This window comes from Streptomyces sp. NC-S4 (assembly GCF_054353315.1).
Genome location: NZ_CM135937.1, coordinates 6,413,211 through 6,432,143, shown reverse-complemented (window position 1 = coordinate 6,432,143; position 18,933 = coordinate 6,413,211). Strand labels below are relative to the sequence as shown.

The 18,933-nt window shown below is 72.4% G+C and carries 20 protein-coding genes; 6 read left to right on the top strand and 14 right to left on the bottom strand.

Features of this window, described 5'->3' with window-relative positions; translation table 11 throughout:
- Positions 1-42: 42 nt before the first annotated feature.
- Entirely contained in the window at positions 43-711 is a 669-nt protein-coding gene (locus tag ACXNSR_RS29000) for a potassium channel family protein (protein ID WP_030016272.1), read from the top strand.
- On the top strand, positions 708-1,370 hold the full coding sequence (locus tag ACXNSR_RS28995; RefSeq protein ID WP_266605851.1) for a potassium channel family protein: 663 nt from the start codon (positions 708-710) through the stop codon (positions 1,368-1,370). Before ACXNSR_RS29000 ends, ACXNSR_RS28995 begins: the two co-directional genes overlap by 4 nt.
- Positions 1,371-1,992: 622 nt before the next feature.
- Here the strand turns inward: ACXNSR_RS28995 and ACXNSR_RS28990 are convergent.
- The 7 genes from ACXNSR_RS28990 to ACXNSR_RS28960 form a co-directional block, all read right to left on the bottom strand.
- Positions 1,993-2,733 carry a DUF3159 domain-containing protein gene (locus ACXNSR_RS28990; RefSeq protein WP_458638301.1) on the bottom strand — a complete coding sequence of 247 codons (741 nt, stop codon included), beginning with the start codon at positions 2,731-2,733 and terminating at the stop codon, positions 1,993-1,995.
- 3 nt (positions 2,734-2,736) lie between these two features.
- Positions 2,737-3,156 (bottom strand): OB-fold nucleic acid binding domain-containing protein, encoded by a 420-nt coding sequence (locus ACXNSR_RS28985; protein ID WP_094744607.1) that lies wholly within the window; start codon positions 3,154-3,156, stop codon positions 2,737-2,739.
- Positions 3,157-3,180: 24 nt separating this feature from the next.
- Complete coding sequence (locus ACXNSR_RS28980) at positions 3,181-3,867, bottom strand: response regulator (RefSeq protein ID WP_458638300.1); 687 nt, start codon at positions 3,865-3,867, stop codon at positions 3,181-3,183.
- Positions 3,864-6,515 (bottom strand): DUF4118 domain-containing protein, encoded by a 2,652-nt coding sequence (locus tag ACXNSR_RS28975; protein WP_458638299.1) that lies wholly within the window; start codon positions 6,513-6,515, stop codon positions 3,864-3,866. Before ACXNSR_RS28975 ends, ACXNSR_RS28980 begins: the two co-directional genes overlap by 4 nt.
- Positions 6,516-6,718: 203 nt before the next feature.
- Positions 6,719-7,495, bottom strand: coding sequence for a DUF3710 domain-containing protein (locus ACXNSR_RS28970; RefSeq protein WP_458638298.1), 777 nt, complete (start codon positions 7,493-7,495; stop codon positions 6,719-6,721).
- 1 nt (position 7,496) lies between these two features.
- A complete protein-coding gene (dut, locus tag ACXNSR_RS28965; RefSeq protein WP_458638297.1) occupies positions 7,497-8,042 on the bottom strand; it encodes a dUTP diphosphatase in 546 nt (181 codons plus the stop codon).
- Positions 8,042-8,626, bottom strand: coding sequence for a PaaI family thioesterase (locus ACXNSR_RS28960; RefSeq protein ID WP_458638296.1), 585 nt, complete (start codon positions 8,624-8,626; stop codon positions 8,042-8,044). The genes dut and ACXNSR_RS28960 overlap by 1 nt, the downstream gene beginning before the upstream one ends.
- Positions 8,627-8,684: 58 nt before the next feature.
- Between ACXNSR_RS28960 and ACXNSR_RS28955 the strand changes: the two genes are divergently transcribed.
- Positions 8,685-9,149, top strand: coding sequence for a DUF3093 domain-containing protein (locus ACXNSR_RS28955; RefSeq protein WP_458638295.1), 465 nt, complete (start codon positions 8,685-8,687; stop codon positions 9,147-9,149).
- Positions 9,150-9,212: 63 nt separating this feature from the next.
- On the opposite strand, the gene ACXNSR_RS28950 is transcribed toward ACXNSR_RS28955, so the two are convergent.
- The 4 genes from ACXNSR_RS28950 to ACXNSR_RS28935 form a co-directional block, all read right to left on the bottom strand.
- Positions 9,213-10,145, bottom strand: coding sequence for a hypothetical protein (locus tag ACXNSR_RS28950; RefSeq protein ID WP_458638294.1), 933 nt, complete (start codon positions 10,143-10,145; stop codon positions 9,213-9,215).
- Between the two features lie 12 nt (positions 10,146-10,157).
- Complete coding sequence (locus ACXNSR_RS28945; protein WP_030008769.1) at positions 10,158-10,454, bottom strand: DUF4193 domain-containing protein; 297 nt, start codon at positions 10,452-10,454, stop codon at positions 10,158-10,160.
- 381 nt (positions 10,455-10,835) lie between these two features.
- Positions 10,836-12,083 (bottom strand): sensor histidine kinase, encoded by a 1,248-nt coding sequence (locus ACXNSR_RS28940; RefSeq protein ID WP_458638293.1) that lies wholly within the window; start codon positions 12,081-12,083, stop codon positions 10,836-10,838.
- A 5-nt stretch (positions 12,084-12,088) separates the two neighbouring features.
- Positions 12,089-12,742: a response regulator transcription factor gene (locus tag ACXNSR_RS28935; RefSeq protein ID WP_030036265.1), complete on the bottom strand. Its 654-nt coding sequence runs from the start codon at positions 12,740-12,742 to the stop codon at positions 12,089-12,091.
- Between the two features lie 245 nt (positions 12,743-12,987).
- Between ACXNSR_RS28935 and ACXNSR_RS28930 the strand changes: the two genes are divergently transcribed.
- Positions 12,988-13,167: a hypothetical protein gene (locus tag ACXNSR_RS28930; protein ID WP_030008766.1), complete on the top strand. Its 180-nt coding sequence runs from the start codon at positions 12,988-12,990 to the stop codon at positions 13,165-13,167.
- Between the two features lie 215 nt (positions 13,168-13,382).
- Here ACXNSR_RS28930 and ACXNSR_RS28925 read toward each other — a convergent pair whose 3' ends face one another.
- Positions 13,383-14,183, bottom strand: a complete 801-nt coding sequence (locus tag ACXNSR_RS28925; protein WP_458643423.1) for an inositol monophosphatase family protein — start codon at positions 14,181-14,183, stop codon at positions 13,383-13,385.
- Between the two features lie 14 nt (positions 14,184-14,197).
- The gene (locus ACXNSR_RS28920; RefSeq protein ID WP_458638292.1) at positions 14,198-15,352 is read right to left on the bottom strand and encodes a ferrochelatase; all 1,155 of its coding nucleotides are present in this window, start codon (positions 15,350-15,352) and stop codon (positions 14,198-14,200) included.
- 175 nt (positions 15,353-15,527) lie between these two features.
- On the opposite strand from ACXNSR_RS28920, the gene ACXNSR_RS28915 reads away from it, so the two are divergent.
- Positions 15,528-16,784, top strand: coding sequence for an MFS transporter (locus tag ACXNSR_RS28915; protein ID WP_458638291.1), 1,257 nt, complete (start codon positions 15,528-15,530; stop codon positions 16,782-16,784).
- Positions 16,732-18,063, top strand: a complete 1,332-nt coding sequence (locus ACXNSR_RS28910; protein ID WP_458638290.1) for a D-arabinono-1,4-lactone oxidase — start codon at positions 16,732-16,734, stop codon at positions 18,061-18,063. Before ACXNSR_RS28915 ends, ACXNSR_RS28910 begins: the two co-directional genes overlap by 53 nt.
- 12 nt (positions 18,064-18,075) lie before the next feature.
- On the opposite strand, the gene ACXNSR_RS28905 is transcribed toward ACXNSR_RS28910, so the two are convergent.
- Complete coding sequence (locus ACXNSR_RS28905) at positions 18,076-18,879, bottom strand: hypothetical protein (protein ID WP_458638289.1); 804 nt, start codon at positions 18,877-18,879, stop codon at positions 18,076-18,078.
- Positions 18,880-18,933 lie beyond the last annotated feature (54 nt).

The window sequence follows — 18,933 nt, the reverse complement described above, 5'->3', positions numbered from 1 at the left end:
AGGCTGGGAACCAGCGAGTCGCTGACAGCCGGAAGGACGGCCGTGCACATCGTCATCATGGGTTGCGGAAGAGTGGGCTCCGCCCTCGCGCAAACCCTGGAACAGCAGGGGCATACGGTCGCCGTCGTCGACCAGGACCCCACCGCATTCCGCCGGCTCGGCGCCGGTTTCGGCGGCCGCCGCGTCACCGGGGTGGGCTTCGACCAGGACACCCTGAGGGAGGCGGGAATCGAGGACGCGGGCGCCTTCGCCGCCGTCAGCAGTGGTGACAATTCCAACATCATCGCGGCCCGCGTGGCCCGCGAGATGTTCGGCGTGGAGAACGTCGCCGCCCGCATCTACGACCCCAAGCGCGCCGAGGTGTACCAGCGCCTCGGCATCCCCACCGTCGCCACCGTGCGGTGGACCGCCGACCAGATGCTGCGCAGGCTGCTGCCCTCGGGGGCCGAGCCGCTGTGGCGCGACCCGAGCGGCGGGGTGCAGCTCGCCGAGGTGCACACCTCCGCCGCCTGGATCGGCCACAAGGTCAGCAAGCTCCAGGACGAGACGGGCGTCCGCGTGGCGTTCCTCACCCGCCTGGGCGAAGCGATGCTGCCCACGTCGGCGACGGTCCTGCAGGAGGGCGACCTCGTCCACGTGATGATGCGCACGGACGAGATCGACAAGGTCGAGGCGGCGTTCGCCGAGGGGCCCGAGGAGGCACACGCATGAGGGTCGCGATCGCCGGTGCGGGCGCGGTGGGCCGGTCCATCGCGGGCGAACTGCTGGAGAACGGCCACGAGGTGCTCCTGGTCGACAAGGCCCCGACGGCCATCTCGGTCGAGCGGGTGCCGCAGGCCGAGTGGCTGCTGGCCGACGCCTGCGAGATCACCTCGCTGGACGAGGCGGCACTGCAGCGCTGCAACGTGGTCATCGCGGCCACCGGTGACGACAAGGTCAACCTCGTCGTCTCGCTGCTCGCCAAGACCGAGTACGGGGTCCCGCGCGTGGTGGCCCGCGTCAACAACCCGAAGAACGAGTGGCTCTTCAACGAGTCCTGGGGCGTCGACGTCGCCGTCTCCACGCCGCGCCTGATGTCGGCCCTGGTCGAGGAGGCCGTGAGCGTCGGCGACCTGGTACGGCTGCTGCGCTTCAGCCACGGCGACGCCAACCTCGTCGAGCTGACCCTGCCGGCCGACTCCTCGGTCGCGGGCACCCAGATCAGCGACATCACCTGGCCCGAGGACACCTCGCTGGTCACGATCATCCGGGGCAACCGGGTCCTCACCCCGCACGGGGAGGAGACCCTGGAGCCGGGCGACGAGCTGCTCTTCGTGGCCGCCCAGGCCCGCGAGGAACAGCTGGAGGACCTCCTCCAGGCCCGCCGCTAGCCCTGCGGGCCGCTCGACGACGAAGGGGGTGCCGCCCGGCCGGGCGGCACCCCCTTCGGGCTTCCCGGCCGCCGCCGGGACCGGCTGCGCAAGCCCGGCGCCCGGCCCGGGGCCGTCGGCCACCACGGGCCCGCCCCTGCGCGGCGCCGACCGCGCGGACGCGGACCCGCATCCCGGCAGGGGCACGCCGCGAGCCGCCGGGCGCCGGCCTCGGCGCGGCGCTGCGCTGCGCTAAGCAGAGAACCCGTCCCGCTGCCCGGGCGGGCGCGGCCCCGCATCCTTGCAGCCGTTCCGCCCCAGGGCTCCCGGGCCCGGCAGGGGCACGCCGCGAGCCGTCGGGCGTCGGCCTCGGCGCGGCGCGGACGCCGGCCCCCCGGCGCAACAGCCCGGCACGAAACTCCGGCATCGGCCTCGGACCAGCGCACCGAACTGTCCTACGGGCCCCGGGGAGTACGGCGGCAGCCCGGCGGGCGCCGGCAGGGCGCTGCCGGGTGGTCCCCGGGCCGGCCCCCGCTCCCGCGCCCGCCCGGGCAGTGGCCCCGGCCGCCGGAGCCGTGGCAGCGCAAAGGGGCGGGACCGGCCTGTCGGCCCGGTCCCGCCCCTTTGCGTCAGTCGGCGGCCGTCAGGCCTTCGGCCCCTTGGCGGCGGCCTCCGCGGCCTCCTTGGCCTCCCACTCCGCGATCACGTCGATCGGCGGCGGCGCCTTCGCCAGGAAGACCCAGGTGAAGTACACCGCGAGCACCATCGGCGGGAGCTTCAGCGCGATCAGCACCCAGCCCAGCTGCGTCGCGTCACCCCACCAGTACAGCGGGAAGAGGATCGCGTACTTGGCGAGGAAGATCAGGCCCCAGGCCAGGCTGGCCTTGACGTACGCCTTCTTGCGCCCGGGGTTGCGGGTGCGCCAGGAGAGGTTCTCCTTGAACACCGGGCCCAGGATCACGCCGAGCAGCGGGAAGCCCACCAGCGCCGAGAGCGTGAAGGCCAGGCCGAGACCGACGCCGTAGATCATGCCGGGCAGGTAGAAGCCCTTCGCGCTGCCCGTGAACAGGGCGAAGGCCACACCCACGCCCACGCCGAAGACTCCGCTGAAGGCGTGCTTGACCGTGTCCTTGCGCAGCAGCCGCACGATCACCAGCAGGACCGCGACCGCGCCCGCCGCGATGGCGGACCACTTCACGTCCTTGTTGATCGTGTAGATCATGACGAAGAGCAGCCCGGGCAGCATCGTCTCCACGGTGCCCCGGATACCGCCGAAGGCATCGAAGAGCGCCGCCTGGGTCACGGCCTTCTGGTCGGCGGAAGGGGCGGCGGCGTGGCGCGGCCCGGCCGAATTCGGGGTGGTCGGTTTGTCGAGTGACGTCACCGGTCAGTGCTCCTGTCCGAGCGGGCGGAGTTCGTACTTCGGGTTGAAGAGCACCCGACGGCCGTGGGTCATGGAGATGCGCCCCGAGGCGATCATGCGTCGGCCGGGCTCGATTCCCACGATCGAGCGACGCCCGAGCCAGACCACGTCCAGCGCGGCCGAGCCGTCGAAGAGCTCGGCCTCCAGGGCGGGAACGCCCGCACGCGGCCGCAGGGTGACGGTACGCAGGGTTCCGGTCACCTTGACTATCTGACGGTCGTGGCAGTCGCAGATCCGCGTGCACCCCGCGGCTTCTGCGTCCTCCTGCAGCTCCGCCGAATGCAGCTCCTCCTGGGAGGTGGACAGCCGCTCAATCATCCGGCGGAACCGGCCCGCAGGCCTGGCCGGCTTCGCGGACTTCTCGGGACGCGGTTCAGCACTCATAAAGGAAGCCTACCGGCGTGCGCACTACCGCTCGAAGCGGTAGCCCATGCCCGGCTCGGTGATGAAGTGCCGCGGATGCGAGGGATCCGCCTCCAGCTTGCGCCGCAGTTGGGCCATGTAGACCCGCAGGTAGTTCGTCTCGGTGCCGTACGAGGGCCCCCAGACCTCCTGGAGCAGCTGCTTCTGGCTGACCAGTTTGCCGGCGTTGCGGACCAGGACCTCCAGCAGGTGCCACTCGGTGGGCGTCAGCCGTACGTCGCGGCCCTCGCGCACGGCCTTCTTGGCGGCCAGGTCCACCGTGAAGCCGTCCGTCTCCACGACCACCTCGTCCTCGCCGGAGCCGGCGGCCGGCTCGGCCCGGCGGACGGCGGCGCGCAGCCGCGCCAGCAGCTCGTCCATGCCGAAGGGCTTGGTGACGTAGTCGTCGGCGCCCGCGTCCAGGGCCTCGACCTTCTCGTCGGAGCTGTGCCGGGCGGAGAGGACCAGGATCGGTACCCGGGTCCAGCCGCGCAGGCCCTTGATCACCTCGACCCCGTCCATGTCGGGCAGTCCGAGGTCGAGCACGACCACGTCGGGGTGGCGGGCGGCCGCGAGCTCCAGTGCACTCGCCCCGTCGGCCGCGGCGTCGACCTCGTATCTGCGCGCCTTCAGGTTGATCACAAGCGCTCGGACGATCTGCGGCTCGTCTTCCACCACGAGCACCCGGGTCATTGAGGTCCTGCCTTCTGTCGCGTCATCCGATCACGGTCGTGACCAAGTTCGTTCGGTTCGTTCGGTTCCTTCGGTCCGTTCGGTTCCGTCGGTTCCGCCGTCGCGCTCACGCCCACGCCCACCGTGGCACGCTCCGGTACCCGTTCGCCCCGTACCGCGCGCAATGTGAGCACCATCGTCAGCCCGCCCCCGGGGGTGTCCTCGGCCGTCAGGGTGCCGTCCATCGCCTCGGCGAACCCGCGGGCGACGGCGAGCCCGAGGCCCACGCCTGCCCCGCGCGGGGCGTCCCCGTACCGCTGGAAGGGGGCGAAGATACGGTCCTTCGCCTCGTCGGGCACGCCCCGCCCGCGGTCGACGACGCGGACCTCGACCCGGTCGCCGAGGCTGCTGGCCGCCACCAGGACCGGCTCCCCGGCCGGGCTGTACTTGACGGCGTTCTCCACGACGTTGGCCACGGTCCGCTCCAGCAGCCCCGGGTCCACCGCCACCATCGGCAGCGCCTCGGGCACGTCCAGCAGCACGCTGTCCTCCGGTACACCGCCCAGCGCCATCGGGACCACCTCGTCGAGGTCGATCTCCCGGATCAGCGGGGTGACGGTGCCGGTCTGCAGCCGGGACATGTCGAGCAGGTTGCCCACCAGGTGGTCGAGGCGGTCGGCGCCGTCCTCGATGCCTTCGAGGAGCTCGGCCCGGTCCTCCTCGCTCCATTCCACGTCGGCGGAGCGCAGGGAGCTGACGGAGGCCTTGATGGAGGCCAGCGGGGTCCGCAGGTCATGGCTGACGGCGGCCAGCAGCGCGGTGCGGATCCGGTTGCCCTCGGCCATCCGGCGGGCCTCCTCGGCCTCGCCGACCAGCCGCTGACGGTCCAGGACCACGGCCGCCTGCGCCGCGAAGGCACCGAGCACCCGGCGGTCCTCGGCGGGCAGCACCCGGCCGGACAGGGCCAGGGCCATGTGGTCCCCGATGGGCATGTCCACGTCGGCGTCCTCGGGCCGGGCGACGGGGCCGGGACCGACGCTGCCGGCCGGTTTCCAGGGCTCCAGGTCGCCCGCCCGCTCCAGCAGGGCCACGGACTCCATGGCGAAGGTCTCGCGCACCCGCTCCAGCAGCGCGTCCAGGGTGGTCTCGCCGCGCAGCACGCTGCCGGCCAGGAAGGAGAGGATCTCGGACTCGGCGCGCAGCCGGGCCGCCTGGTGGGTGCGGCGGGCGGCCAGGTCCACGACCGAGGCCACGGAGACGGCGACCCCGAAGAAGACGGCGATGGCGACGATGTTCTTGGGGTCGGACACCGTGAAGCGGTGCAGCGGCGGTGCGAAGAAGTAGTTCAGCAGCAGTGAGCCGAGGGCCGCGGAGGCCAGGGCCGGCCAGAGCCCGCCGAGCAGCGCGGCCGCCACCGTCAGCGACAGGAAGAGCAGCATGTCGTTGGCGAGGCCGAGGTCCGCGTCGACGTGCGTGAGCAGCAGGCACAGCAGTACGGGCAGGACCGCCCCCACCACCCAGCCGGCGATGATCCGGGTCCGCCCGAGCCGGGCCGCCGAGGGCACCACGGGCAGGCCTCGCCCCTTGGCGACGTGCTCGTGCGTGACGATGTGCACGTCGAGGTCGGGTCCGGAGTCGCGGGCGACGCTCGCCCCGACCCCGGGGCCGAAGACGTACTGCCAGGAGCGGCGGCGGCTGGAGCCGAGCACGATCTGGGTGGCGTTGACCCCGCGCGCGAAGGCGAGCAGGGCTTCGGGGATGTTGTCGCCGATCACATGATGAAACGTTCCGCCCAGGTCCTCGACCAGGGTCCGCTGGACGGCGAGTTCCTTGGGCGAGGCGGCGGTCAGCCCGTCGCTGCGGGCGATGTAGACGGCCAGGACCTCGCCGCCGGCCCCCTTCTCGGCCAGGCGCGAGGCCCGCCGGATGAGCGTGCGCCCCTCCGGGCCGCCGGTGAGCCCGACGACGATCCGCTCCCGCGCCTGCCAGGTCGAGCGGATGCCGTGCTCGCCCCGGTACTGCTGGAGGTACTCGTCCGCCCGGTCGGCCACCCACAGCAGCGCCAGCTCGCGCAGGGCGGTGAGGTTGCCCGGCCGGAAGTAGTTCGACAGGGCCGCGTCGACCTTCTCGGGCCTGTATATGTTCCCGTGGGCCATCCGCCGGCGCAGGGCCTGCGGGGACATGTCGACCAGCTCGACCTGGTCGGCCCGGCGGACCACCTCGTCCGGCACGGTCTCCCGCTGCCGCACCCCGGTGATCGACTCGACCACGTCCCCGAGCGACTCCAGGTGCTGGATGTTCACGGTGGACACGACGTCGATGCCGGCCCGCAGCAGCTCCTCCACGTCCTGCCAGCGTTTGGCGTTGCGCGAGCCGGGCACGTTGGTGTGCGCGAGCTCGTCGACCAGCGCTATGGCGGGCCTGCGGGCGAGGAGTGCGTCCACGTCCATCTCGGTGAAGGCGGCGCCCCGGTGCACCAGGGGCTTGCGCTCGACCTGTTCGAGGCCGTGGAGCATGACCTCCGTCCGCTGCCGGCCGTGGTGCTCGACGAAGCCGACGACGCAGTCCGCGCCGCGCTCCACCCGGCGGTGCCCCTCGGAGAGCATCGCGTAGGTCTTGCCCACACCGGGTGCCGCGCCGAGGTAGATCCTGAGCTTGCCGCGTCCCATGCGCCCCATTCTCCGGGACGTGCACGCCGCGTACGCACCGATCGGCGCCCCGGCGCCGATCCCTGACGGATCCCTGACGCGGGGTACGGGACCCCGCCGGGGGCGCAGAAGCCGGTGGGCCCCACCCCCGAAGGAGTGGGGCCCACCGGCCGAAACGCATGACGAGCCCCCTGTGCGCGGGGGCCGTCCGAGGTCGTCCGAGGTCAGCGGACCTCGGTGATCTCCGGGCCGCGTTCGAGCTGCCCCATGCCGCCGCCGAAGCGGGAGCCTTCCTGGTCGTCCGTCTGCACGCCGTCCGGCACCATCTGGGCGTCGTTCGGCAGCTTCAGGACGATCGGGTCGCGGGGAGCCATCGGGCCGTCACCGCGGACGACGACGGTGTCCCGGAAGATCTGCTCCAGCACACCCGCCGACTCGGGGCGCACGGCGCCCTGGCCGGAGATGACGCCGCGCAGGAACCAGCGCGGGCCGTCGACGCCGACGAAGCGGACCAGCTGGGCGCCGGTCTGCCCGTCCGGGAGCGGTACGGGCACCTGGGCGCGCAGCTCCCAGCCCAGCGAGCCCTGGGCCTCGTCGATGATGCCGCCCTGCTGGGTGATACCCGCGGCGATCTCCTCGCGGACCTCGCCCCAGATGCCCTCCTTCTTGGGCGCGGCGAAGGCCTGCAGCTGCACGGCACTGTCGCCCAGGACCACGGTCGCGGCGACGATCGCGTCACCGGCCACCTCGACGCGCAGCTCCATGCCCTCGACGCCGGGTACGAGGATGCCGCCCAGGTCGACCCGGCCGTCGGCCGGGTTCCCGAGCACCTCGGAGACGTCCCAGGGGCCGTCGGGCCGCGGGGCCGGCGGCAGGTTCACCCGGCGCGGGGCGGCGTTCTCCTGCTCGCCCGCGTCGTCCTGCTCGGCGACGCCGTCTACGACCTGCTCGGCCGCGCCGCCGTCTTGGGCGGAGTCGTTCTTCTTGCGACGTCCGAACACGTCACTGTCCTTCCCGGTCGGTTACGACCGAAGCGTAGCCATTCCCACCCTGCTGACCAGCCCCGGATCCGGCCACGGCCGCATGCCCGCCGGTGGAGCCGAAGCCCCCCTCGGCCCGGGCCGAGCCGGGAAGTTCCGCCACCTCATGGAAGCGGACCTTCTCGACCCGCTGGACAACCAGCTGGGCGATGCGGTCGAAACGCTCGAACCGGACGCTCTCGCGAGGGTCGAGATTGACCACGATCACCTTGATCTCCCCACGGTACCCGGCATCCACCGTCCCCGGGGCATTCACGAGCGCGAGCCCGCAGCGTGCGGCCAGGCCGGACCGCGGGTGCACGAACGCCGCGTACCCGTCGGGCAGCGCGATCGACACACCGGTGGGCAGTACGGCGCGCTCGCCCGGCTCCAGCTCGGCGGCCTCGGTGGTGACGAGGTCGCAGCCGGCGTCGCCGGGGTGCCCGTATGCCGGAATCGGCACCTCCGGGTCGACGCGGCGGATCAGCACGTCGACCGGCCGGCCGGAATCGTGGTTGCTCTGGGACATCAGGGGTTCACCTCAAAGGCGCGTGCGCGCCTGACCTGGTCCGGGTCGGCCATCGCCGCCCGGATCTCCTCGGGCCGTCCGTTGTCGATGAAGTGGTCGACCTTCACCTCGATGAAGAGGGCGTCGGCGCGTACGGCGACCGGGCCCTGCGGTCCGCCTATCCGGCCGACGGCCGTGCAGTAGATCTTCCGGCCGGCGACGGCGGTGACCTCGGCCTCCAGGTACAGCACGGTGTCCACCGGCACGGGGCGCACGAAGTCGGTCTCCAGCCGCCCCGTCACCGCGATGACGCGCAGCAGCCAGTTCAGGGAACCCAGCGTCTCGTCGAGCGCGGTGGCGAGCACCCCGCCGTGGGCGAGGCCGGGCGCGCCCTGGTGCGCGGGCCGGACGGTGAACTCGGCGGTGACGCGCACGCCCTCGCCCGCCCGGGCCTCCAGGTGGAGTCCGTGGGGCTGGCCCCCGCCGCAGCCGAAACAGTGCTCGTAGTGCGCACCGAGGAGCTCGCCGGGTGCGGGCGCGTCGGGGTGCCTGACCGGCGCGGCGGCATCGGCCGGGGGCGTCAACGCTGTGTTTCGTCCACTCACAGCCGCAGACCTTACCCGCGCGGCTACCCACGGGTCGCCTCGTGGCAGGCTTGTCCGTATGCAGCTCTCCCCCGCGCACCACGACGAACGCCTGACCGCCCCCCGCTCCTGGTGGGGCATCGCCGTACTGGTCGGCCTCGCCTGCGCGTTGATGCTGCTGCCGCTGGGCACGATGCCGCTGCTGGCCGGGCTGGTCGGGGGCACCGCGCTGGCCGGGCTGGTGGTGAGCTCGTACGGATCCGCGCGCGTGCGCGTGGTGGGCGGTGCGCTGGCGGCCGGTGACGCGCGGATCCCGGTGACGGCGCTGGGCGAGCCCGAGATCCTGGACGCCGAGGAGTCGCGCGCCTGGCGCACGTACAAGGCGGACACCCGCGCCTTCATGCTGATGCGCAGCTACGTGCCGACCGCGGTCCGCGTCGAGGTCACCGACCCGGCCGACCCGACCCCGTACGTCTACGTCTCCACCCGCGAGCCGCAGGCCCTGGTGGCGGCCCTGCTCGCCGCCCGTACCCAGGCGGCCTGACCGGCCCGTGGTGCCGGTGGCACGGCCGGAGCGGTCAGCCCCGGCGGAGGGCCGCGGAGGGCCTCAGCCGTGCGCGGAGGGATCCGCGGCCTCCAGTGCGATCCTGGTGGCCTCGGGAAGGGGCCCTGCGGGCCGTTCCAGGGGCGGCAGGGAGCCCAGGGCCTCCCAGTCCACGGCCTGCCTCCGCAGGTCACCACGGACCTTCTCGGCGAGTTTGCGGGTGTCGCGCCGGTTCATGACCGCGCCGACGGCGGCGCCCACCATGAACGGCATGAGGTTCGGCAGGCTGCGGAACATCCGCTTCATGATCTGCTGGCGCAGTTCGCGCTTCATGTGCCCGCCGAGCGCCGCGTTGAGCGTGGTCGGCTTGGTCAGGTCGACCCCGCGCTCCTCCGTCCAGGCGGTCAGGTAGGCGAGGCTGCGCTCTCCCAGGCCTCCGTGCGGGCGGCGCCCGTAGACCTCGTGGAGTTCGGCGATGAGCTTGAGCTCGATGGCCGCGACCGCGGTGATCTCGGCCGCCAGTTCCGCCGGCATCGCGGGCGGCACGGGCAGCATGGCCGCGGCGCCGATTCCCGCGCCCACGGTCGAGGTGGCGGCGCAGGCGCCCGAGACCAGCTTCTCGGCGAGCTGCTCGGGGCCGAGGCCCGGGAACTGCGCGCGCAGCGTCGCGAGGTCCCGAACCGGAACGCGAGGTGCGTTCTCGATGATCCTGTCGGTGACGTACTGGGTGGCGCCCCTGACGCTGTCGCCGCCCTTGCGCACGCCGTTCCTGACGGCTTGCATCCGACGAGCCCCGGAGCGGAGCCGGGACCCCTCGTCGGGATCGGTTTCCGACGGCACCGCCGGGGCGGTGTCGGCGGGCACGGCTATCGCCGCACTGGCGGAGCCGCCGGAAGCCCCGGGAGCCGTTTCCGGATCCACGGATGCCGCCTGCGTCTCCGCCGGATCACCAGATTTCCGGAAGCGTCGCTTCCGGAAGGGTGTGGAGCCAGCCACGGCCGACGCCTGTCAGTCGCAGTCGCGACAGATCGGCTGGCCGTTCTTCTCGCGTGCCAGCTGGCTGCGGTGGTGCACCAGGAAGCAGCTCATGCAGGTGAACTCGTCGGCCTGCTTGGGCAGGACCCGGACGGCCAGCTCCTCGTTGGAGAGGTCCGCACCGGGCAGCTCCATGCTTTCGACGGAGTCGAATTCGTCCATGTCCGCGGACGAGGTCGACTTCTCGTTGCGCCGGGCCTTCAGCTCTTCGATGCTGTCGTTGTCGACGTCATCGTCGGTCTTGCGCGGGGTGTCGTAGTCCGTTGCCATTGTTCGCTCTCCCCCTCTGGGTGTTAGCGGTGTCTCAGCGCACGTAACGCACGAGAGGCCGGACTTGTGCCCGACCTGAGGCGGAGATTTTGCCTCACATCAAGGTCTGTTACTCAATCGACACCCAGCCGCCCGCCCGAAGGACGATTGGCTGGGATGACGAGCGGGACCGTACACGGTCCGGGGGCCGTCATGCACAAACGCCACCCCGTGTATTTCCCGCCATCCGAGGGGCCGGAAACCCGGACTTCCCGGGCGTTCCGGCCGCGATGGGGTCACTGAACGCACATGGGCAGACACCGACCCATGTGATCGATCACACAGGACCGATTGTTTTCACAGGGCAGGTATTCAGCCAAAAGCGAACACGACGCCGGGGTCTCACAAGGGAAGAGTGACACGCATCACGAGGCCACCGCCCTCCCGGGGCATCGCCTGGATCCTGCCGCCGTGTGCGCGCGCCACGGAGCGCGCGATCGACAGACCCAGCCCGACACCCTTGTCACTGCCCGTGCGCTCCGTACGCAGCCTCCTGAAGGGCTCGAAGAGGTTGTCCACCTCGTACGCGGGAACAACGGGACCCGTGTTCGACACCAGGAGCACCGCCTGATCGTGGTTGGCCTCGGTGACCACCTCCACCCAGCCGCCCTCGGGCACGTTGTACCGGACGGCGTTCTGCACCAGGTTGAGGGCGATCCGCTCCAGCAGCACCCCGTTGCCCTGCACGACGGCCGGCGCCCGCTCGCCGCGGATCTCCACGCCCTTCGCCTCGGCCTCGCCGCGCACCTGGTCGACGGCGCGCGAGGCGACCTCCGCCAGGTCCACGGGCTTGCGCTCGACGATCTGGTTCTCGCTGCGGGCCAGCAGCAGCAGGCCCTCGACCAGCTGCTCGCTGCGCTCGTTGGTGGCGAGCAGGGTCTTGCCCAGCTGCTGGAGCTCGATCGGCGCCCCCGGATCGGAGAGGTGCACCTCCAGCAGGGTCCGGTTGATCGCGAGCGGGGTCCGCAGCTCGTGCGAGGCGTTCGCGACGAACCGCTGCTGGGCCGTGAAGGCCCGCTCCAGCCGGTCGAGCATGTCGTCGAAGGTGTCGGCGAGCTCCTTGAGCTCGTCGTCCGGCCCGTCCAGCTCGATCCGCCGGGTCAGGTCGGAGCCCACGACCCGGCGGGCGGTCCGGGTGATCTTGCCGAGGGGCGAGAGCACCCGGCCGGCCATCGCGTAGCCGAAGGCGAAGGCGATGATGCTCAGCCCGAGGAGGGCCATCAGCGACCGGCTCAGCAGGTCGTCCAGGGCGTGCCGGCGCTGTTCCAGGACGCACTGGTTGATCGCCGCGGTGAACTGCTCGAACGGCTGGTTGGTGCCGCTCACACCGGAGCAGGTCGTGCTGGTGACCTCGATGTTCTGACCGCGGACGATCGTGAACGGGATCGCGTTGCCCTGCCGCAGGGCCTGCGCCGCCAGCAGGTAGATGATCGACAGCAGCAGGATCCCGGCGATCAGGAACATCCCGCCGTACAGCAGCGTGAGCCGTATCCGGATGGTCGGCCGCAGCCACGGGAAGGGACCCTCGGGCTGGCCGGGGTCCCATGTCGGTTTCGGTGGCGCCGCCGGTGGCGCCGGGGTGGTTGCCATGCGCATCAGATCCGGTATCCGGAGCCGGGCACCGTCACGATGACGGGCGGCTCACCCAGCTTGCGGCGCAGGGTCATCACGGTCACCCGTACGACGTTGGTGAAGGGGTCGGTGTTCTCGTCCCAGGCCTTCTCCAGCAGCTGCTCGGCGGAGACGACGGTCCCCTCGCTGCGCATGAGCACCTCCAGCACCGCGAACTCCTTCGGCGCCAGCTGCACCTCCCTGCCCTCGCGGAATACTTCCCTCCGGTTCGGGTCCAGCTTGATGCCCGCCCGCTCCAGTACGGGCGGCAGCGCGACCGTGGTGCGCCGTCCGAGCGCCCGTACGCGGGCGGTCAGCTCGGTGAAGGCGAACGGCTTGGGCAGGTAGTCGTCCGCCCCGAGCTCCAGCCCCTCCACCCGGTCGCTGACGTCGCCGGAGGCGGTCAGCATCAGCACGCGGGTGGGCATGCCGAGCTCGACGATCTTCCGGCACACGTCGTCGCCGTGCACGAGCGGGAGGTCCCGGTCGAGCACGACCACGTCGTAGTCGTTCACGCCGACCCGCTCCAGGGCGGCGGCGCCGTCGTACACGACGTCCACGGCCATGGCCTCCCGGCGTAGTCCGGTGGCCACCGCATCGGCGAGCAGCTGCTCGTCCTCGACGACGAGTACGCGCACGTCGTTTCCTTCCTCCGAGCCCAGAAGGGCACACGTGTATTGCGTCGCCCATCCTGCCCGTTTCGGCCATAAACCGGCTGTAAGGCGGCTCGGGGAGGGGCTGACGGGGCGGAAGTGAGGATTCCCTGGCCTCACGAGGTTTCTGGGCCCAGGGTGCAGGGGAGGACGAGATCACACCCCATCCACTCCCTGACGGCGGAAAGCCACGTTCCGCCGCCGACCCACGAAGAGGGGGCGAACCCATCATGGACGCATTCACCGCGGGTCTCCTGCAGCGCATCAGGACCACGCAGTCGGACCTCAGGCACGCCCGCGAGACGGGCGACGACTTCCTCGCGGAAGTGGAACTGGCGGAGCTGGAGGATCTCCAGCGCCTGGCCGCCGAACACGGTGTCCCGGTCTCGGCCGCCGTGCCCGCCTGCTGATCCCCCGATCGGCCGGCCCGCGTTTCCCGCACGACCCCCGCACGACCTCTGCACGCATCCTGCTCCCGCACGATCTCCGTACGGCCTCCGCACGATCCCTGCACCACCCCCGCACTGCCCCTGAACGAAGCTGAACGACGTGGACCCCGGACGCCCGAGCGGGCGGCCGGGGTCCACGTGCTTTCAGATCCGCATGCCTTCAGGTCCGCGTGCCTTCAGTCGTGCCAGGCTCCGGACTCCTCCAGCAGCGGCTGCAGCGAGGCGAACACCGCCGGTGTGGCGGCCAGGGTCAGCTCGCCCGAGGCCGGCTCACCCGGACGGCCCCCGGTCAGGGCCCCGGCCTCCCGCGCGATCAGGTCGCCGGCCGCCAGGTCCCACGGGTTCAGCCCCCGCTCGTAGTACCCGTCCAGCCGCCCGGCGGCCACGTCGCACAGGTCCAGTGCGGCCGACCCGCCCCGCCGGATGTCCCGCACCAGCGGGATGATCCGCGCCGCGACCTCGGCCTGGTGGGCCCGCCGGGTCTGCACGTACGCGAAGCCGGTCCCGAGCAGTGCCTGGTCCAGCGGCGCCGTCGGCCGGCAGGCCAGGCGCGCCGTACCCAGCCACGCCCCGCCCCCGAGCACCGCGTGGTAGGTCTCCCCCCGCATCGGGGCCGCCACGACGCCCACCACGCTCTCGCCGCCGTACTCGGCCGCGATGGACACGCCCCAGCTCGGAAGTCCGTAGAGGTAGTTCACGGTGCCGTCCAGCGGGTCGACGATCCAGCGCACCCCGCTCGTGCCCGGGGCGTCCGCCCCCTCCTCGCCCAGCAGCCCGTCCTCGGGCCGCCGCTCGGCGAGGATGCCGGTGATCAGCTTCTCCGCCGCGATGTCCATCTCGGTCACCACGTCGATCGGGCTGCTCTTCGTCGCCGCCACCGCCAGATCGGCCGGGCGGCCGTCGCGCAGCAGGGCCCCGGCCCGCCGGGCGGCCTCCAGGCCGACTTCCAGCAGTTCGGCCTTCAGCTCGTCAGAGATCACGGTCCCACTCCCTACGCGTACGGACTGTCCACGCCCGCGGCCGCCGGCCGGGGGCCCCGCGCCGGGCAGCAGCCCACCGCGCACAGGTCATGACTCTGGCCCAGCGCGCCGACCCAGCACTCCGCGGCCGGCTCGCCGCGCTCCTTGGCGGCCCGCTCCAGCACCAGCTCCCGGACGGCCCCGGCGAAGCGCGGATCGGCGCCGACGGTCGCGGACCGCCGCACGGGCAGGCCCAGCTCGGCCGCCTTCGCGGTGGCCTCGGTGTCCAGGTCGTAGAGGACTTCCATGTGGTCGGAGACGAAGCCGATGGGCACCATGACGACGGCGGGCGCCCCGGCGTCGTGCAGGGCCTCCAGGTGGTCGCAGATGTCGGGCTCCAGCCACGGGATGTGCGGGGCGCCGCTGCGGGACTGGTAGACGAGCTCCCAGGTGTGTGCGACCCCGGTCCGGGCGGCGACCTCGTCCGCGATCACCCGGGCGACGTCGAGGTGCTGCTTGACGTACGCCCCGCCCCCGCCGTCCTCGGTGTGGTCCTCGACCGGGCCGGAGGTGTCCGCGGCGGCCGTCGGAATGGAGTGGGTGGTGAAGGCGAGGTGCGCACCGGAGCGCACTTCCTCGGGCAGTTCGGCGAGCGAGGCCACCACCCCGTCGATCATGGGTTCCACGAAGCCGGGGTGGTTGAAGTAGTGGCGCAGCTTGTCGACCCGCGGCAGTTCCACGCCTTCCTCGGCGAGCGCGGCCAGGGCGTCGGCGAGGTTCTCGCGGTACTGGCGGCAGCCCGAGTACGAGGCGTACGCGCTGGTCGCGAGCACCGCGATGCGACGGCGCCCGTCGGCGGCCATCTCGCGCATCACGTCGGTCAGGTACGGGGCCCAGTTCCGGTTGCCCCAGTAGACGGGCAGGTCCAGCCCGTGTCCGGCGAAGTCCTTGCGGAGCGCGTCCAGCAGCTCGCGGTTCTGCCCGTTGATCGGGCTGACCCCGCCGAATCCGAAGTAGTGCTGCCCGACCTCCTTGAGCCGCTCGCGCGGGATGCCGCGCCCGCGCGTGACGTTCTCCAGGAAGGGCACGACGTCGTCGGGTCCCTCGGGGCCGCCGAAGGACAGCAGCAGGAGGGCGTCGTAAGGGGCGGCGGAGCCGCCTTCGGGAGCACGGAGCTGGTCTGACATGCCTCGAATCCTGCCACCCCGGCGTCCGCGCCCGGGCAACGGACCCGGCCCGTCCCACGCTTCGGACGACAGGTAAGGTCACCCTTACTTCCTGTCGGTATTTTCCCCATGCGGGTGTCTTGTCGGCAGACGTAACCTGTGTGAGCCAACCACGTCCCTTACGGAGGGCACCACCTTGCCCAGTCCCTACCGCGCGATATTCGCGGCTCCCGGCACCAAGGGGTTCACGGCCGCCGGCCTGCTCGGCCGGATGCCGCTGTCCATGGTGGGCATCGGTGTCCTCACGATGATCACCGAGCTGGGCGGCAGCTACGCCCTCGCGGGCGGCATCACCGCCACCATCGCCCTGTCCGCCGCCGCCGTGGGCCCGCAGGTGTCCCGGCTGGTCGACCAGTACGGACAGCGGCGGGTGCTGCGCCCCGCCACCCTGACCGCGGGCGCCGCGGTGACGGGCCTGCTGGTCGCGGCCGCGAGCGGCTGGCCGAGCTGGACGCTCTTCGTCTTCGCCGTGGTGGCCGGCTGCGTGCCCAGCGTCGGGTCGATGGTCCGGGCCCGCTGGACGGCCCTCTTCCGCGACACCCCCCAACTGCACACGGCCTACTCGTTCGAGTCCATCGTCGACGAGCTGTGCTTCATCGTGGGCCCGCCGCTGGCCGCGACGCTCTCGGCCGGCTGGTTCCCCGAGGCCGGCCCGGTGGTCGCCCTCGTGTTCCTGCTGACGGGCGTGTGGTGGCTGACCGCACTGACCGCCACCGAGCCGGAGCCGCATCCGCACGAGGAGCACACGGACCGGTCCTCGGCGCTGCGCTCCCGGGGCCTGCAGGTCCTGGTGGCGACCTTCGTCGCGACCGGCGCGATCTTCGGATCCGTGGACGTGGCCACCCTGGCCTTCGCCGCGGAGCACGGCAGCAAGTCCCTCGGCGGGGTGTTCCTGGCGGTCTGGGCGTTCGGTTCCTGCCTGGCCGGCATCGTCTTCGGCCTGCTGCACTTCAAGGGCAGGGCCGAACCTCGCTGGGTACTGGGCATCAGTGCGATGGCCGTGAGTATGATCCCCCTCCTACTGGCCGGGAACCTGCCGTTTCTGGCCGTGGCGCTCTTCGTCTCGGGCCTCGCCATCGCTCCCACGATGATCACCACGATGGCCCTGATCGAGGCGCACGTGCCACACGCGAAGCTGACCGAGGGCATGACCTGGATCAGCACCGGCCTCGCGGTCGGAATCGCGCTCGGGTCCTCCGTGACCGGCTGGGTCGTCGACGCAGCCGGTGCGCAGACCGGGTACGTCGTCTCCGTATCGGCGGGAGTGGCCGCGGCGGCGGTTGCGTTCGCGGGATACCGCCGGCTGACGAGGCCGGCGCAAGGGGAGGTGCCAGCAATCGATGGGGACGGCGACAGCAGGGCAGAACAGCACGGAACGGACCGCGTGGCATAACTGGGCGGGCAACGTCACCGCCACACCGGTCCGCACGGTGACCCCGGCCTCGGTCGGGGAGCTCCAGGAGGCGGTCCGCCGGGCCGCCGAGGACGGACTGCGGGTGAAGGCGGTCGGCACCGGCCACTCCTTCACCGCGGCCGCCGCGACCGACGGGGTGCTCGTACGCCCGCAGGCCCTGGCCGGGATCCGGTCGGTCGACCGGGCCGCCGGTACCGTCACGGTGGCGGCGGGCACGGCCTTGAAGGACCTGAACCGGGCCCTGGCCCGGGAAGGCCTGTCGCTCACCAACATGGGCGACATCATGGAGCAGACGGTCTCCGGTGCCACCAGCACCGGCACGCACGGCACCGGCCGCGACTCGGCCTCCATCGCCGCCCAGATCCGCGGCCTGGAACTGGTCACCGCCGACGGCCGGCTCCTGACCTGCTCCGAGAAGGAGAATCCCGAGGTCTTCGCGGCTGCCCGGGTCGGCATCGGCGCGCTCGGCATCGTCACCGCGATCACCTTCGCCGTGGAGCCGCTCTTCTTCCTGACCGCCCGGGAGGAGCCGATGGGCTTCGACCGGGTGACGGCGGAGTTCGAGGAGCACTTCGCGGAGAACGAGCACTTCGAGTTCTACTGGTTCCCGCACACCGGCAACTGCAACACCAAGCGGAACAACCGCAGCCAGGGCCCCGCCGCGCCACCCGGACGGGTGAGCGCCTGGGTCGAGGACGAGTTGCTCTCCAACGGCCTCTTCCAGGCCGTCAACTCCCTGGGCCGCGCGGTCCCGGCCACCATCCCCTCCATCGCACGGGTGGCCAGCCGCGCCCTGTCGGCCCGCACCTACACGGACATCCCGTACAAGGTGTTCACCAGTCCGCGCCGGGTGCGCTTCGTGGAGATGGAGTACGCCCTCCCGCGCGAGCAGGTGGTCGGGGCGCTGCGGGAGCTGCGGGCGATGGTCGACCGTTCCGGGCTGCGGATCAGCTTCCCGGTGGAGGTGCGGACGGCTCCGGCGGACGACATCACTCTGTCGACGGCGTCCGGCCGCGACACGGCGTACATCGCGGTGCACATGTACAAGGGCACCCCGTACCAGGCCTACTTCACGGCGGCCGAGCGCATCTTCACCGCGCACGGCGGGCGTCCGCACTGGGGCAAGGTGCACACGCGGGACGCGGGGTACTTCGCGGAGGTCTACCCGCGGTTCGGCGAGTTCACCGCGCTGCGCGACCGGCTCGACCCGGACCGGGTCTTCGGCAACGACTACCTGCGGCGCGTCCTGGGGGACTGAGCCGGTCCCGGGTCAGGGCGCGCTCGGCCGCGCCGCCGGCGAGGGGGCGTCCGGACCGGTCGACGGGGCCGGCGGGGTGGGGGCCGGGGACGAGCTCGGGGCCTCCTTCGACGGGGAGGCGCCGGGCGTCGGGGCCGCGGAGCCGTCGGGACTCCCGGGGCCGGAGGGACTGGGTCCGGGGCTCGGGCTCCGGCCGCCCGGCGACGGCGAGGGGCTCGGGGAGGTTCCGGAACCGTGCCCGCCCCTCTGCCCGTCGCCCGGCTCGTCCCGGGGCGGGGCGGGGCGGTCCCGCTCCACCGTGCGGGTGCCGCCGGAGAAGAGGGTGCCGCCGCCGCTGCTGACGGAGGTGCCGGCCATCGCCTCGTAGGTGCCGAGGCCGCCGATGGCGATGGCGAAGGCCGCGCCGGAGGCGACCGCGGTGCGCTTCCAGCCCCGCACCCGGGTGCCGTGCACGGTCGCCGCGCCGAACTCCCCGGTGGCGGGCCCCACGGGCCCCGCGTACCCCGGGGCCGCCGGACCCGCGCCCGCCGACTCCCCGCGGGGCGGGGGCACCTGACGGACCCCGGGCCGGGCGCCGCTGCGCAGCCGGTCCCCGGTGCGCCGGAAGAGGTGCTGGATGACGGGCCCGCCCGCGGTGGCGACCACGCTGACCACACCGGCCCCGAGGATGGTCCCGTAGACGCCCATCTTCGAGGCGAGCAGGGCCGCGGCGACGGTGGCGAGCGAGGAACCGGCGACCTGGGCAGCGCTCAGGTCGAGCTTCTTCTTCTCCGGTTCGTCCCCGACGTCCCGCGTCGCCTTCTGACCCATCGCCATCTTTGGTGCGTCCCGCCTCTCGCGCCTCTCCTCTTCCAGGAGTTACCGACCGCC